Annotated in this window: 10 protein-coding genes; 7 read left to right on the forward strand and 3 right to left on the reverse strand. The window is 40.9% G+C overall.

The genetic code is table 11. The features are described from left to right. Positions 1 to 192: 192 nt before the first annotated feature. Positions 193 to 1,392 (reverse strand): aminotransferase-like domain-containing protein, encoded by a 1,200-nt coding sequence (locus V7K49_RS20880; protein ID WP_335207230.1) that lies wholly within the window; start codon positions 1,390 to 1,392, stop codon positions 193 to 195. A gap of 326 nt (positions 1,393 to 1,718) precedes the next feature. Here V7K49_RS20880 and V7K49_RS20885 point away from each other — a divergent pair, with 326 nt between their 5' ends. From V7K49_RS20885 to V7K49_RS20900, 4 genes are all read left to right on the forward strand, one after another. Continuing rightward, the gene (locus V7K49_RS20885; RefSeq protein WP_335207307.1) at positions 1,719 to 2,576 is read left to right on the forward strand and encodes an MFS transporter; all 858 of its coding nucleotides are present in this window, start codon (positions 1,719 to 1,721) and stop codon (positions 2,574 to 2,576) included. An 18-nt stretch (positions 2,577 to 2,594) separates the two neighbouring features. Beyond that, the gene (locus V7K49_RS20890; RefSeq protein ID WP_335207231.1) at positions 2,595 to 3,401 is read left to right on the forward strand and encodes a basic amino acid ABC transporter substrate-binding protein; all 807 of its coding nucleotides are present in this window, start codon (positions 2,595 to 2,597) and stop codon (positions 3,399 to 3,401) included. Positions 3,402 to 3,814: 413 nt separating this feature from the next. Further along, a complete protein-coding gene (locus V7K49_RS20895) occupies positions 3,815 to 5,809 on the forward strand; it encodes a serine/threonine phosphatase (protein ID WP_335207232.1) in 1,995 nt (664 codons plus the stop codon). A 288-nt stretch (positions 5,810 to 6,097) separates the two neighbouring features. Further along, positions 6,098 to 7,375: a protein kinase domain-containing protein gene (locus V7K49_RS20900; RefSeq protein WP_335207233.1), complete on the forward strand. Its 1,278-nt coding sequence runs from the start codon at positions 6,098 to 6,100 to the stop codon at positions 7,373 to 7,375. 222 nt (positions 7,376 to 7,597) lie between these two features. Here the strand turns inward: V7K49_RS20900 and V7K49_RS20905 are convergent, their stop codons facing one another. Continuing rightward, entirely contained in the window at positions 7,598 to 7,816 is a 219-nt protein-coding gene (locus V7K49_RS20905; protein WP_012407469.1) for a DUF4327 family protein, read from the reverse strand. A 906-nt stretch (positions 7,817 to 8,722) separates the two neighbouring features. Between V7K49_RS20905 and V7K49_RS20910 the strand changes: the two genes are divergently transcribed. Further along, positions 8,723 to 9,121 carry a tetratricopeptide repeat protein gene (locus tag V7K49_RS20910; RefSeq protein WP_335207234.1) on the forward strand — a complete coding sequence of 133 codons (399 nt, stop codon included), beginning with the start codon at positions 8,723 to 8,725 and terminating at the stop codon, positions 9,119 to 9,121. A 68-nt stretch (positions 9,122 to 9,189) separates the two neighbouring features. On the opposite strand, the gene V7K49_RS20915 is transcribed toward V7K49_RS20910, so the two are convergent. After that, a complete protein-coding gene (locus V7K49_RS20915; RefSeq protein ID WP_335207235.1) occupies positions 9,190 to 10,164 on the reverse strand; it encodes an FkbM family methyltransferase in 975 nt (324 codons plus the stop codon). A 277-nt stretch (positions 10,165 to 10,441) separates the two neighbouring features. Between V7K49_RS20915 and V7K49_RS20920 the strand changes: the two genes are divergently transcribed. Continuing rightward, on the forward strand, positions 10,442 to 14,842 hold the full coding sequence (locus V7K49_RS20920; RefSeq protein ID WP_335207308.1) for a class I SAM-dependent methyltransferase: 4,401 nt from the start codon (positions 10,442 to 10,444) through the stop codon (positions 14,840 to 14,842). A gap of 392 nt (positions 14,843 to 15,234) precedes the next feature. Continuing rightward, the gene (locus V7K49_RS20925; RefSeq protein WP_335207236.1) at positions 15,235 to 16,527 is read left to right on the forward strand and encodes an O-linked N-acetylglucosamine transferase, SPINDLY family protein; all 1,293 of its coding nucleotides are present in this window, start codon (positions 15,235 to 15,237) and stop codon (positions 16,525 to 16,527) included. Positions 16,528 to 16,575: the final 48 nt, after the last annotated feature.

Raw genomic sequence — 16,575 nt, forward strand, 5'->3', positions numbered from 1 at the left:
GTTCTAAGAAGGAAATGGTCTTCATTGGGTTGCTGCCGCCCAGACGGAAGGCGGGAGCCTTCCAAAGAGCATTCCCAGTCTGAGACTGGGAACGAGGTAAATTATCTTCAATTCAAAATCTAAAATCCAAGTTGCGCTGTCAGCGCACCAAAGGTGCGACCTAAAATCTAAAATCTAAAATTGGCACGGTCATTACCGCAATCCGCGCAACACTCCTCCTAATGTAGCGATTCCCTCAACAATCTTCTGTGTTGGCTGAAAGCTAAAAGCTAACCTGATGGCATCATCTCCCTGTCCATTGGTATAACAGCGAGTCCCTGGCAGAAAGCTGATGCCGTGTTCATTGGCAGCTGTTAGGAGTGCTTTGGCGCTGATGTCTGGCGGCAATTTACACCAAACGAAAAAGCCCCCATCTGGTCGCAAAGCAACTATATCACTGGGAAACTCTTGAGCGATCGCCTCTAACAATAAATTGCACTTATGCTTGTAGCAGGCGATTAGCTGCTGAATGTGATTATCTAGTTTGTCTGTAGCACAGTAGCGGGCGACCACATGGCTGACAAATGGCCCCACAGGCCCCTCACTTTTGAACATTGCCAGCCGCTCTATAATCGCTGGATCACCACAAGCCCAGCCCAGGCGGATACCAGGCGCAATAATTTTCGAGAAGGTACTCACATATAATACCCACCCCTCTTGGTCAAGAGTTGCCAGAGGGGGCACAGTTTCTCCTTGGAACCGCAAATCGCTATAAGCATCGTCTTCCACCACTAAGACGCCATACTCAGCCGCTAACGTTACCAGTTTTTGGCGGCGAAATAACGGCATAGTAGCGCCTGTTGGATTGTGAAAGGTGGGGATGGTGTAAATAAACCGGGGTCGGATGCCCTGTTTCTTCAAGTCGCTCAAAGTTTCTTCTAGGGCGTCCACATCCATCCCCAACTCATCCACAGGAATGGTAATTATGCGTGCGCCAGCGTGGACAAATCTGACAACTACTCCCAGGAAGGTTGGCCCTTCCACAATTACCACATCACCAGGTTCGACAAACACATCTGGTAGCAAACCGAGAATCTGACCAGAACCGTAGCCAATGATCAGGCGATCGCGATCGGCAGCAATTCCTTTAGCCTGCAAGCGGAGGATAATTTGCTCATACAGTTGAGCTGAAGGTGGGCCATAATTGAGGGCGATCGGAGCTTCTTCTGTCAGCACAGCCGCACTTGCAGCAGCCAAGTCGGCGTGGGGAAAGAGAATTGGGTCAGCTAAACCGTAGGCAAAGCTGACAGTGATAATTTTGGTTAACTCAGTGCTGTAAGTTGGTGGTGCGAGGTTTCTAGCTCTTTCGGCGAACAAATCAGCAATTTGGTAGGCAGAAGTGGTAGGAGCCATAAAGGGCGAGTTGTCTTCTAAGTTTATGAGTATATCAGTATTTTAGGGAAGAAATACTGATAGCCAGCTTTATTCTAAATCCGAACAATGCTATCGTGATTTTATAAGTAAAGTTTGGTTAGTTTATCATCAATAGTTTAACAATTAAAGATTTCAAATAATTTTTTAATCGAGTGTTTATAACCTTATCTCTGCGCCTGGAGCGCGACACCAGATGCGATAATGCTCTAAACCCGCCCAACTTAATGCCTCCTCTCCGTGATATCAAAAAATATTTATATAACAAATCCATTCATCTGAAAATCACTGTAAGTTGAATTGGTGCGATCGCTCTTAGGAAAAGTTCAACCACATCATATGTCAATCTAGTGATGGGCGTAGCACCGATGATTGCACCTACAATCGGTAGTTGGGTGCTGGCAATCGCTGGTTGGCGGACTATCTATGGGACACTGGCTGTAGGAGGGTTTTTACTCTTGCTGTTTGTTGCCCTTGGACTAAGTGAGTCGCTAGCTAATCGTGATCTAGATGCGATTAAACCACGTCGGCTGATAAAAAATTATCGGCGCATTCTCAGCAATCGGATTTGTCTCGGCTACGCCCTCGTCAACGCACTAAGCTTTGGGTGCATGTTTACCTATGTCGCGGGATCGCCACTCGTGCTGCTTAATGTATTTAAAGTCCCGACTACAATCTACGGCTGGCTTTTTGCATCGACCGCTTTTGGCATCATGGTAGGCTCATTTCTGAATGGGCATCTGAGTATGCGTGGCGTATCTCCGTCAAGGTTGCTCACCTTTGGGCTGGTGAGTGCCGTTGGCTCATCTGTTGCCCTTGCGATGTTGTCAGTGAGTGGTGCTGCACAAGTTACTACGCTAATGCCTCTTCTAGTACTTAACACCTTCTGCCTGGGGATAATCTCCCCCAATGCAATCCAGGGTGCCATTCAGCCTTTGCCAGAGATAGCTGGAGTTGCAGCCGCCACAGTGGGATTTCTGCAAATGTTATGTGGGGCGTTGGCGAGTGGGTTAGTTGCTTTCTTCTATGATGGGCGTACAGCGATCGCCATGTCTAGTTTAATGGCAGTGTTTGCGATCGCCTCTTTCACCGCTTATCTTGGACTCGCACGTCCTGCCGAGCGTCGCTTTGCTCGGATTCAAGCACTACACGAAACGAAAAATTAGGTATTTGACTAATGACTAATGACTAAAGGGAATTTGATTAACTTTAAGTGGCGGCAACTAATTCTGAGCTTAGGCTGTTTGCTACTGTTCATTGCCTGTAACAATTCTTATCCAAATCCAGGTGTTCAACCTCTCAAGGTGGCGACAGACCCTACCTTTATCCCCTTTGAAATCCAAACGGCTAGTAGTTACTTGGAAGGTTTTGATATTGATTTGATGAATGCGATGGCTAAAGTAGCAGGTTTTGCAATCCAGTTTGAAAGTCTGCCCTTTGATGGCATGATCTCGACTTTGCAAGCTAAAAGAGTGGATGCAGCAATTAGTGGAATCACGATTACCGCCGAACGCCTGAAAACAATTGCTTTTTCCAGACCTTATTTTAAAGCCGGACTAGCGATCGCTGTTCGCGAAGACAACCAAAATATTAAAGACTTCAATAGTCTCAAAGGTAAAAAAATTGCTGTACAAATTGGTTCAACTGGGGCGGATTTTGCCAAAACCATCCCCAATGCCAAAATTAGTACTTTTAATTCTGGCCCAGAATTTTTCCAAGACTTGCTCAATGGCAATGTTGATGCTGTGGTTAGCGATGCTTTCGCAACTTTGTATGCGATTAAAAATGGCAAACTCAAAGGCATCAGAGTTGTTACCGATCTGCTCACTCAAGAATACTACGGGATTGCTACACCTAAAGACTCCCCCCATCTGGATGCAATTAACAAAGCTATAGCGACTTTGTTATCCAATGGCACTTACAAGCAAATTTATCAAAAATGGTTTGACACTGAACCTCCACAATTGCCAGACTCTTGGTATGGGGCATAGGGCAATTCAATTTTGGATTTTGGATTAGACGATAGCGCAGCGTAAAGCCCGCGGCATGGCAATTCTTAGAGAGGCTGCGCCAACGCTTAGAGCGAGTCCGCATACTCCTACGGAGAAGCAAGCTAGCAAGAGCGTCTCGTAAGAGAGTGTCTTTTGGATTAAATTTCAATCTAAAATCCAAAATCTAAAATCTAAAATTTTTACTCCTCACTCCCCATTCACCCATTTATTAGGAATTGGCTGCCAATATATTAAATATTTATCTAATATGCGTCACAATTAATACTGCCACCAAAATTCATTGATAAACTACAATCTCTTGTAGGTCTACTGTGGTCAGGGATAGCCAATTGTGGCACCTTGGATCTTAGTGGCTAGAAGCACCTTGGAACGGGAATTAAGGAACTTCCACTATGCTGATTTGCCCTCAGTGTAAATTTGAAAACCCCAATAGCAACAAATTCTGTCAAAACTGTGGCACGTCCCTGACCCACAAGGTCTGTCCTGAATGCAGTACTGATGTACCTATAAATGCACTACGTTGTCATAACTGTAGTACAAAATGTGGAACAGTGTTTTGGGCAATTATTGCTAAGGAAACGAATGGGGAAGCTTTGGGAGTAGAGAAAAATCAGCGAGATAAGGGAGATGTGGGAGTAGAGGGAGATGAGAGAGCAATATACTCCTCATCTCCTCTACCCCCTAGTTTTCAGATTGCATTAGGCTCCTATTTAGACTCCCAAGAGCGCTATCAATTGTTACATATGCTACCTGAAAAAACGGAAACTACTACTGATCTAGGTGTCAGAGTTCTAGACTGCCAGCCGTATCAAATATCACCCATTGAGGCAATACTAGCAAGTCAGCAATCAGATTTGCTAACGCCATCAGTGGAAACAAGTGGAATTTCTCGCCTTGCTAAACTTTATATTGCCTTACAATCCCAAGGTCAGCGGGAGATACCGCCGATTCACGATGCATGGCAGCAGGGGGATATGCAGGTAGTAATAATTGAAGACCGCTCACATTGGCAGCCTTTACTCGACCGATGGCAAGAAGAAACAACGAGTTCGTTAAAAATTTTACACTGGTGTTATCAAATGACCCAACTTTGGGCAGTATTAGAACCAGTGAATTGTCGTCAAAGCCTTTTAGATTTGTCAAATTTGCGATTGGATGAAGACCAAACGCTGGCGCTGCAACGGTTATATGTGGAATCATCAAGTTCTCAGCCTGCTACCGAGTCCCCAGAAGATGCCGAAGCCCAAACATTTGCTATTCCAGAGGAGCCGTTAACTATCCAAGCTTTGGGGCGGGTTTGGCAAGCGCTATTTAGGCAGTCTCAACGGACTCAATTTGGCTCTGTAGTCCAGATGTTGGGGGATTTAGATGTAGGTAAGATTCACACGATCGCACAATTGCGATCGCGTTTAGAGGAAATCTCTGTTGAACTGGAAGCACTAGGAACCGTAACTTTATCCCCAATAAAGGAGAAAAATACTGCTGTGCCCACTATCCCGCAATCAGATGAGCCAGAAGATATCATTAGCAAAACTGATGATATGCCAACTGTTGTGCTGCCGATGCAGTTAAGTAGCTTAGAAGATGCAGGACGCACAGATGTGGGGCGTCAACGTCATCATAATGAAGACTACTTTGGCATTGAAACCAAAATTCAGAAGCTGGAGTTACCTAAAAATCGAGTTCTGGAAGGGCATGGTTTGTATATTCTCTGTGATGGTATGGGTGGACACGCTGGCGGCGAGATAGCCAGTGAGTTAGCAGTCAACACCCTACGGCAATACTTTCAAGAACACTGGATTACTAACCAACTGCCAACAGAAGATAGCATTCGTGAGGCAGTGTTTTTAGCTAATGAGGCAATTTACAAGCTTAATCAACAAGATGCCCGTTCTGGAGTGGGGCGCATGGGTACAACTCTGGTAATGCTCTTAATTCAAGATACTGAAGCAGCAGTTGCTCATGTGGGAGATAGCCGTCTCTATCGCTTGACGCGCAAGCGGCGACTAGAACAAGTCACAGTAGATCACGAAGTTGGGCAACGGGAAATAACCCGCGGAGTGGAAGCAAGCATAGCTTACGCCCGCCCGGATGCTTACCAACTCACCCAAGCCTTGGGGCCTCGTGACGAAAACTCGATTAATCCCGATGTAGACTTTTTCGAGATCAATGAAGATACTCTTCTGCTGTTGGCATCGGACGGTCTATCAGATAATGATTTAATAGAAACCCATTGGCAGACTCACTTAGAACCCTTACTTAGTTCTGGCGTTAACTTAGAACAGGGTGTTACAGACTTAATTGATTTGGCGAACCAACAGAATGGTCATGACAATATTACTGGTATACTTATTCGGGCAAAAGTACGCCCAAATCTGGAAAGTTAAAAATAAATTGGAATGGGGCATTGGGAATGGGGCACTTGTACTGAGCGGCGTCGAAGTATGGGGCATGGGTAATAAGAAGAAAGAACAATCACTAATTCCCAATAGACATATCCGCTAATTCACCTCAAAGCCTTATAAATCAGGGGTTAAAACCTAATTTACGGATAAAGTTAATGCCCAATACTTCGGCTCCACTCAGTACAAGTGCCCAATGCCCAATACTTCGGCTCCGCTCAGTACAAGTGCCCAATGCCCAATGCCTGATCCATTTACCTTGTAGGTTGTATTGTGGTTAGTCTGACTCTGTTAGAACCGCAGCAGAAAACGCCCCTCCAGCAGTGGAGCTTTGAGAACTCCTCCATAATTCGGATTGGTCGAGCGGCAGATAATCACGTTGTTTTAACTGATAGTTTAGTTTCCCGGCATCATCTAGAACTCAGACAAGTCGATTCTGCCGACAATAGCGGTGGTTGGCGGCTGGTTAGTCAGGGTACAAATGGGACTTTCCTCAACGGTGTTCTTGTGATTCAGAGTTCCTTACCAGATAATTCCCTTTTGCAACTGGCACAGGGAGGCCCAATACTGCAATTTCAAATTCAGGAAGTAACAGTGCTGGAAACTGGTGTGCGATCGCAACAAATGCAAGCGACAGAAGAAAACGCCGTTGCAACAGTCTATTCAGCCCAAGCTAGAGCAAATTCATCCTCCATTTGCACGCACGAAGGCAACTCCCCGAACAATCTGTTTTGTATCCACTGCGGTCAACCTCTCTCAGTGCAACAGAAAATTCGTCATTATCAGGTGTTGCAAACTCTCGGACAAGGGGGTATGGGTACTACTTATCTCGCTTGGGATGCGGCTGGTCTTGCGGGTACCCCTCAACTGCTGGTGTTGAAGCAAATGAATGCTGATATGGTGAAAATTGCCAAAGCTCAAGAATTATTTGAGCGGGAGGCCTACACTCTCAAATCCCTTAACCATCCTGGAATTCCCAAATATTATGACTTCTTTGTAGAAGACGGAAAAAGATACTTGGCAATGGAACTAATCCACGGACAAGATTTGGAGAAACGTATTTTTACCAATGGGCCAGTTACGCCAAGCCAAGCGATCGCTTGGATGATCCAAACCTGCGATATCTTAGACTATCTTCATAGCCAAGAGCCTCCACTGATTCACCGCGATATTAAACCTGCCAATCTGATGGTGCGAAGTTCTTTAAATCGCATAGTACTGTTGGATTTTGGCGCAGTTAAGGAAATTGGCACAGCGCCCGGTACTCGGATTGGTGCAGAAGGTTACTGCGCTCCTGAACAAGAACGAGGACAACCTTTGACTCAATCTGATTTGTATGCAATTGGGCCAACGCTGATTTTTCTGCTCACAAGCGAAAACCCGTTCAAGTATTACCGCCAAAAAGGGCGAAACTTCAGGTTTGATGTAGCAAAGGTTCCCACCATTAGTTCCCAATTAAGAAATGTGATTGATCGCGTTACAGAACCATTGCCACGCGATCGCTACCAAACTGCAAAGGAGTTAGCTGCGGCGTTAGCTGCTTGCCAATAAAGGTACTGGGGACTAGGGACTGAAGAAGGGAATAGGGTACAGGTTACAGGGTACAAATTATTCCCTATCACCTGTCACCTCTTCGCTAGTAAAGCAGGCACGTAAATCCACCTACCATCTCAATTAACAAGACTTGCGACTATACAAGGGGATGTTGCCCCTTGTATAAGTAGACAAACTTCCGCCACAGTGTACTAGTCTCCAATCCCTAATGCCCAATACCTATTCTTCATCCCAAGTTTCTACAGCTAGCAATTCACTAACTGGGTCTTGCATACTAAAGCCAAAGTCAAGCAGTTCCTGTTTCCAGTGCTGCCATTCATTACCGTAGAGCAAAGCGATTTTCCAGATGCTATCGCTTGGCTTGATAATGTTCGATTCTATGAGTGATTGCACGTTGCGCTGCAATTTCACCATTGGGTGAATCACTTGCTGAGTCATAACCTCGATTGAATTCTGATATTTGTTGGTAAATGCTTAATCAAAACTGCTTCCCATTCTGCAATTGTTGCCGGCCCGTAGAGTGGTGTAATTTGGTAAAGCTAGTCTTGACTTTTTAACTATACCATAACAAACTCTACTAAGTTACTGGTAAATTCGGTTTTGTACGGTAATTACCACCACAAAACTCCAATTCCACCAAGCAGTCCTTAAACTTTTTGCAGAAACCAGACAAAGTTTAAGGACTAAAGGGGTAAGGGATGTTTCTGTTTCCCCTTTTCCCTTTAAACTTTCCCCGTCTTCTTTTTCCTCTTAACCTTTACCCTTTCTTCACTAGAGTGCAACAGTACCTTTTGTAAGAGATATATTGTGGACGCCGAGCAGAATAATTAGTCCTTTAGAAAGTTGCACTAAGTAGTGTGACTGAGGACGAGTGGGAAAATTCTATTTGTTTGAATCACGAAAAATATGTTTGCTTGTTGAAGAACCCATAGGAAACGGGCTAGTTTGAAAGTTTTTGACTGACAGGGAAATTTGCAATTGAGTAGAAATGTCTACTCTTTTTATCTATTTAAACGTTATTTAGAATATCGCAAACATCTGGCATTAGGCAGAATCATCGCAAATCTTTATATAATTGTAATGTTCCGCCCAGTGAATAAGACCTGGAGGGTTGCTCTGTTTAGGCGCAGGAGAGAGTTTTGCTTTGAAGCATAGGGGCGATCGCATGGCAAAATTGTCGGTACAGTATGGGCTTACCATAAAGTTCCCTCGTCTTCAGAGTCAGCATTTGAATTTTGTGTAAAAAATTTCTAGCCAAGATGTTAGTTTCTGTTGGGCAGATGGGTAACCTGATAACGGGAGGGTTGCTGACATCTAACTATTTACCGCAGCAATAATTAATACATGGCTGGTTCAGACGAAGAATACCTAATCACCCGCAAAAAGCAGATTGAGCGGCGACAAAAGATTGTAACGATAGTGTCGATGTTCTCGTTTTTTGGATCTACGGTATTTGCAGTCATTCCAGTAATCCAACAGGCTAGCCAACCTAAGCCAGCAATTGCGTCTCCTTCTGCTGAGTCAGTATTACAGCAACAGGCGCGGGGTTACGAGCTGGTTTTACAACGGGAACCAGAAAACCAAGTTGCTTTAGAGAAGCTGTCTGTACTGCGGTTGCAATTGAAGGATGCGAAAGGTGCAATAGAACCTTTAGAGAAGCTGGTGCAGTTGCGCCCTGATCGGCAAGATTACAAAGTTGTATTAGAGCAGATTATAAAGCAACAGGGTAATAGTGAGCAATAGGGGTAGCTAACAGACAGTCAATATCAAAAATTGTATTCTTTTTGTCTGCTAGCTAGATGTTGTTGAAATTAATTGAGACGATGGCGAATATTAGCGACTACAGGAAGAGAATCTAACCCTCGTTCAACTAACTCCGGAACTTGAGATAGACTCCTGATAATCACATCGGCGAAGTTATATTTTGGTTCATCTGCATGATTGATAGTCAAATATTCTAGTAACTCTAAAGCATAGTCAGGGAAACCAAGGATATCAGCAATACAAGCTAACTTTAAGATTTGCAATGGTGTTTTAAACTGCGTACTAATATCTACTCTAATCAAATCTCGAAAATAGAAAGCATCAGCCCAAAGTAATTGACCACTACGTTCAGGTGAACAAATTGGTGAACAAGCACGAGAATAACGACTACACCCTACAAGATCAAATAGCGTAAAATCATTTTTTCTTAGAAAGGTATCTATGTCTGAAAATAAAGGTTGATTTATGTATAGATGGGAAAATTCAACTTCAGTTTGGATAGCTAGAACGCTACGTTGTAACAAAAGGGAAGCTCCTTCTAAAATATGGAAATCTGCTCCTTGAACATCTACTTGCAAAAAGTCTATTTCCTCAATTCCTTGCTGTTCACAGTAGTTGTCTAAGGTTGTAGTCTCAATCTCAACAGTACAATCTACCTTAAAAGAATCGGAAATTATTTGCTGAAATCTTGTCAGGTAAGAACTATTAGGTGGATACAATGATGTACAAGCAATCTGATTAGTAACATATAAGGGATATGAACCAATAGAATTATTCAGTGCTATAGGAATGTGCTTCTCTTTCCAATTTATCTGTCGTGCAGCTAAATCTTTATTTGCTTGTTCACAAGCATCAGGATCTGCATCAAAACCGTAAATCGTCAGATTAGGAGCTAATTTAATCCAGCTGCCCGAACAATAATCATCATCAATTGATATTTTGCGAGACCCAACAACACAAACTGTAATATGAACTTCGTCAAGCTTACCGCTTCCTTTGAGAACAGGCAGGAAAAAAGACATATTTGTATTCCTTTAATTAATCCATCATCATCATAAATCTTGAAATAAGTTTTGGGTATATATTGATCAAAAATCTCTGGTAATCTGATTTTTTAAATTCTGATGATTACTATTAATATTAATTTAAAATATCAAATTAAATAGTTAAATGATAGTACAATGTTACACTTTACAAACATTTACTGATATTCTTTGACGTGTGCTAAACCTAATGAGTTGTAAATTCAATCAATTTAATGGAGTGAAAAAAAGTTATATGCCAAGTCTTTCTGTATGTATGATGGTGCAAAATTCAGAGAATACATTAACCGTTGCTCTAGAATCTCTCGCTAATGTTTATGACAAGCTAATAATTGTAGATGGTGGCAGCAATGATTCTACGTGTGATATTGCTTTGAGTTATGGAGCTACAATAATACATTCCCCGTGGTTGGGAAATCACTCTCAACAGCGGAATGTATACCTAAAAGCTGTCAATACTGATTGGGTTTTTGTTCTGGACTATGATGAATTTATTAACAGCCAACTTGTAGAATTTTTGCAATTAATAAAATTGCCTAGTACTCAAATAAATACTGATAACTTTTGGATTACTAGAAAGTGGATTAGTCCTTTTAGCAGAAATCACTACATTACAAGTAAACCCCATTATCCTGATTTTCAGCGTCGGCTGTTTAAGTACAATGAACATATTTTTTATCAAGGTCAAATTCACGAAACTATTCATAATTTATTGGATCAGGGACAATACCTAGCTGAATTAAGTATTTATCATTTAGACTTATTTATTAACAGCGAAGACAAACGACGTGACAAAATTCGTAAATACTCGCAATTAGATCCACGAAATGGGGGACGCCATTATTATTTACCTAATATTCAAGAATTAAAAATAGACCAGTGGAATCAGGAAGATATAATTTATTCAGTGCAAGTATTATTTAAAAATATTATTAACAATGACCCTCTTTTTAATTCAGAGCTAAATTCACTAATCCCAGCAGAGATAAAAAACGATGAATTTTATTATGCGATTCAAAAAATTGTACAAAAAGAAGATATTAAAACAGTTTTAGAAATTGGCTCATCTTCAGGGGAAGGAAGTACTGAAGCATTTGTAACAGGGCTTCGAGAAAATCCTAACAAGCCAATATTGTTTTGCATGGAAGTTTCAAAAACTAGATTTACTGAGTTAAAAAAGAAGTATGAGAATGATTCTTTTGTCAAGTGCTACAATATTTCATCTGTTTCTCTAACAAACTTTCCTGATGAAAAGGAAGTCATCGACTTCTATAACAACACTCAAACTAATTTAAACTTTTACCCATCTGAGCAGGTTATTGGTTGGTTGCGACAGGATGTAGAATATGTAAATCACTCCGGAGTTTCTGACGAAGGGATTCAAAAAATTAAGCAGGAAAACAAGATTGATTTCTTTGATTTAGTATTAATTGATGGCTCGGAATTCACTGGTAGTGCAGAATTAGATGAGATATATGGAGCAAAATATATTTGCTTAGATGATATCAATACATTTAAGAACTATCAAAATTTCAATCGCCTGTTAAGTGATCCTGATTACATCCTAATTATCTCAAACCAAAATATACGTAATGGCTATGCAATCTTTCAACAAAAAACAGTGCAATCAGTCAGTTATCAAAATATTCATAATGCCGTTGAATCTATTGAAGGATTCATGGTTACTGGGCAAGAAGAATACCTTTTTAATAAAGTGAAATCTCTTCCTAAAGATGCTGTTATAGTTGAGATTGGTTCTTTTAAAGGTCGCTCGACAGTTGCTATGGCATATGCTTGCATAGGAACCAAACGTAAAATTTATTCCATTGATACATGGGATGGTAATAATGCTGACTTTTCTGAACGACAATTTTTTGATGTTTGGCAGCAAAATGTTCAATCAAACGGTCTTGAGCAATATGTAATACCATTACGTGGCTACTCTTATGATGTATTAAATAATTGGCATAATTTGACAGATTATAAAGCTATTGATTTTATTTTTATTGATGGTTCTCATCAGTACTTAGATGTTTTAAAAGATTTTGAACTCTCGTTTTCACTGGTAAAAAATGGCGGATGGATAGCATTTCATGATGTTGTACACACCTGGCCAGGCCCAGAACGTGTATGGCATAACATTGCTAAACTACGTCTTGTCAACCATGAGTATTCCTCAACCCTAGCGTGTGGTCAAAAAAGTTTGACTGCTATCACGTTTACCTCAACGCCAGAATTACCAATTCACTTTTTTACTATTGTTCTGAATGGTCAACCATTTATCCGCTATCACATTGAGATATTTAAACAACTTCCTTTCAAATGGCATTGGCACATTGTCGAAGGTGTAGCTGAATTAAAGCACGATACTGGATGGAGTCTGAAGCTGGGTGGATATATAAACGATGAAATCCATCATCATGGTCGCAGCAATGACAGTACAACAGAATATTTAGATGATCTCGCACAGCAATATCCCGACAATATCACAATTTATCGTAAGCCAGAGGGTGTGTTTTGGGATGGCAAACGGGAAATGGTTAATGAGCCATTGTTGAACATCAATGAAGAATGTTTACTATGGCAAATAGATGCAGATGAGTTATGGACAGTCAAGCATATTTCTACTGCACAACAAATGTTTATTGATAATCCTGAAAAAACTGCTGCTTTCTATTGGTGCTGGTATTTTGTAGGAGAAAAAATAATTATCAGTACTCGTAATTGTTACGCCCAAAATCCCAGACAAGAGTGGTTGCGAACCTGGAGATATAAACCAGGATCAGTGTGGGTAGCACATGAACCACCAAGACTAGAAGAACCTTTGCTAAATGGTCAATGGCGGGATGTTGCAGCAGTAAATCCTTTTCTGCATCAAGAGACTGAAAAGCATGGTTTAGTTTTCCAACATTTTGCTTACGTAACACCAGAACAATTAAGCTTTAAAGAGCAATACTACGGTTATAGCAATGCTGTTTCCCAGTGGAAAGCTTTGCAGGAAACAACTAAATTTCCAGTTCTTTTACGCGAATATTTTTCGTGGCTACAAGATGAAACAATGGTTGATAGTGTTGAATCATGCGGTATAGTACCAATCGCACAAAGAGAACTCAGCAACAATAGTTGGCGGTTTTTGCAACCAGATGAAGTGCAGCAACAAGTTGCACTTATTAAGAAAGCAACACCAATTATTCTGGTTGACGGCGTATTTTTCCAACTTTACCAAACTGGTATTGCGCGTGTCTGGAAATCCTTATTAGAAGAATGGGTAAACAGTGGGTTTGCTACGCATATTGTTGTACTTGACCGGGCTGGAACTGCTCCCAAAATTGCTGGTATTAGATATCGCAGCATTTCACGTTATGACTATAACAATACTGTTGCTGAACGGGAAATACTACAGCAAATTTGCGATCAAGAAGACGCAGATTTATTTATCTCTTCTTACTATACAACGCCAACTACAACGCCTTCTGTGTTCATGGCATATGACATGATTCCAGAAGTTATGGAATGGGATATGGATAATCTCATGTGGCGAGAGAAGCATCAGGGTATTCAACATGCATCTACTTATATAGCAATTTCAGAACATACAGCGCATGACTTGGCACGCTGTTTTACTGATATACCCGTAGATTCTGTGACCGTAGCTAATTGTGGAGTTAAAAGCCCTTTTTCGCCAGCTAAACCTGAAGAGGTTAATGCTTTTAAATCTAAATACGGGATTACAAAACCATACTTTATTTTAGTTGGTGGTGGAAGTGGTTATAAAAATAGTATTTTATTCTTCCAAGCTTTTTCACAGCTTGCCAGTAGCTACGGATTTGATATTGTCTGTACAGGAAGCGGTGGTGTATTCCTATCTGAGTTTAGAGCTTATACATCAGGTAGTATTGTTCATATGCTGCAACTCAGTGATGAAGAGTTGGCAACAGCTTACTCTGGTGCTGTGGCACTAGTTTATCCTTCTAAGTATGAAGGTTTTGGAATGCCTATTATTGAAGCAATGGCTTGTGGTTGTCCTGTGATTACTTGTCCTAATGCCTCAATTCCAGAAGTTGCGGGGGAAGCAGTAATATACGTGAGTGATGATGATGCTAATGAACTAGCAAATGCGCTTTGTGAGATGCAAAAGCCCAGTATTCGTAACTCATTAATAACTGCGGGTATAGCACAAGCGAAAAAGTTCTCCTGGGCAAAAATGGCGGAGACTATAAGTGCTGCCTTAATTGATGCTACCCTTGTGTCTTTAAAGCTCAAGGAGATTAATTTAATTATTTTCCCAGATTGGTCGCAACCAGAAGAATTAATTGGTTTAGAATTAGAACGAGTGATGAAGACGGTAGCAACTCATCCTAATAGTCAAAAAACTACCCTATTTATCGATACAGGTAACAGTACTGCTGAAGATGCGGAACTGTTTTTATCTAGTGTGGTTATGAATCTTTTAGTGCAAGAAGATTTAGATGTTACTGAAGAATTAGAAATTTCTTTAGTTGGAAATTTGGCTGATATTCAATGGAAAACTTTGCTACCTCGCATCTATGCCAGAATTGTTTTGGAATACGAAGATATAAACGCACTGAACCAAGCAAAAGCAGAAAGTCTGACATCTTACAAAATAGAAGACTTTAGCCAAGTACAAGCTAGATAGTTTTTTTTTACTTAAGCAATAAATTCTTCTGCGAGGGAAGATGGCAAGAAGCGATCGGGCAATATAAAAAACTCTTAGAAAGCCAATCAGGTGATGCAGAAATTTATTGGAATTTCAGCTATTGCTATAGACAGTTAAACCTGCTAGATGAATATTTTAGTACTCTCCAGCAAGGAATTAAACTTTACCCTACAGATGGAAGACTACATTTTTCATTAATTATTGATTTACGCCAGAATGGACGTATTAAAGAAGCAATTTTAAGTTCAGATAATGCTGCTAAATCCTTACCTAATGATTACACTTTTCAAATTATAAAATATTTAACAGTTCCATCAATATATGAAAATCAGGGGAAAATTAACTTTTATCGCCAACGCTACACTCAAGGATTGCAAGATTTAATTGAGCAAACATCTCTTCAAACTACAGAAGATCAACATAGTGCTTTAGCAGGTATAGGTCGCCTCACAAATTTTTACCTATCATATCAGGCACAAAATGATATAGATTTGCAACGCCAGTATGGAAAGCTAGGACATGAAATTATGGCAGCTAACTATCCACAATGGGTCGTTCCTTTATCTATACCTAAGCTTCAGCCTAATAACAAAATTCGTGTTGGTTACGTTTCCCATTACCTGCATTCTTATAGTGGAACACTTTGGTTAACTGGGTGGTTACGTTACTGCGATCGCTCCAGCTTTGAAATCTATTGTTACTATATAGGAAATGAGCCAGATCCAATTACCCAACAGTTTCAAGAGTACAGTAATGTTTTCCATCATATTCCTGATAATTTATCAGCAGCCTGTGAACAGATAATTGCCGATAAGCTGCACATCTTAGTTTTTCCTGAAATTGGTATGAATCCCCAAACTATGCAAATGGCAGGTCTGCGGCTTGCGCCTGTGCAATGTGTCGCTTGGGGACATCCGGTAACAACTGGCTTACCCACAATTGATTACTTTTTATCTAGCGAGTTAATGGAACCAGAAAATGCCCAAGAGCATTATTCAGAAAAATTAATTCGCTTACCCAATATTGGCGTTTCTTACCCTAAACCATATATTCCGCCAGTCATCAAAACCCGCTCATATTTTCAGCTACCAGATGATGCAGTCATCTATTTATGCTGTCAAGCTCTTTTCAAGTATCTACCGCAATATGATTTTATTTTTGCAGAAATTGCTCGCCGCCTTCCGCCAGCTAAATTTGTGTTTCTGCGTGGTGGTTTACTTCAGCCGCGTCTCAAACGTGCTTTTGCTGCTATCGGTTTGAACAGCGAGGATTACTGTGTATTTATTAGTATTCCAGAGCGACTGGACTATCTAATGATTAACTTACTTTCAGATGTTTATTTAGATACATTCACCTGGTCTGGTGGTAATACTACCTTAGAAGCGATCGCTTGTAATCTCCCCATTGTTACCTGTCCTGGAGAATTTATGCGGGGTCGCCACTCTGACAGCTTCCTGAAAATGCTAGGGGTGACAAATACCATAGCTGAAAATGAAGCAGAGTACATCGAAATTGCTGTCAAATTAGGACTAGACCCAGCTTGGCGAGGCACTATTGCGGAAAGAATGAGCCAAAATCATAATCGTCTTTTTGATGATAAAGCCTGTGTCGTAGGTTTAGAAGCCTTTTATAAACAAGTTTTTATTAAGCACTTTAGTGCTTAATAAATTAATTTCTAGAATATCGCAAATTCACAGTATGACAACTAAAGG

This window comes from Nostoc sp. (genome assembly GCF_036919675.1).
Classification (GTDB): domain Bacteria; phylum Cyanobacteriota; class Cyanobacteriia; order Cyanobacteriales; family Nostocaceae; genus Nostoc.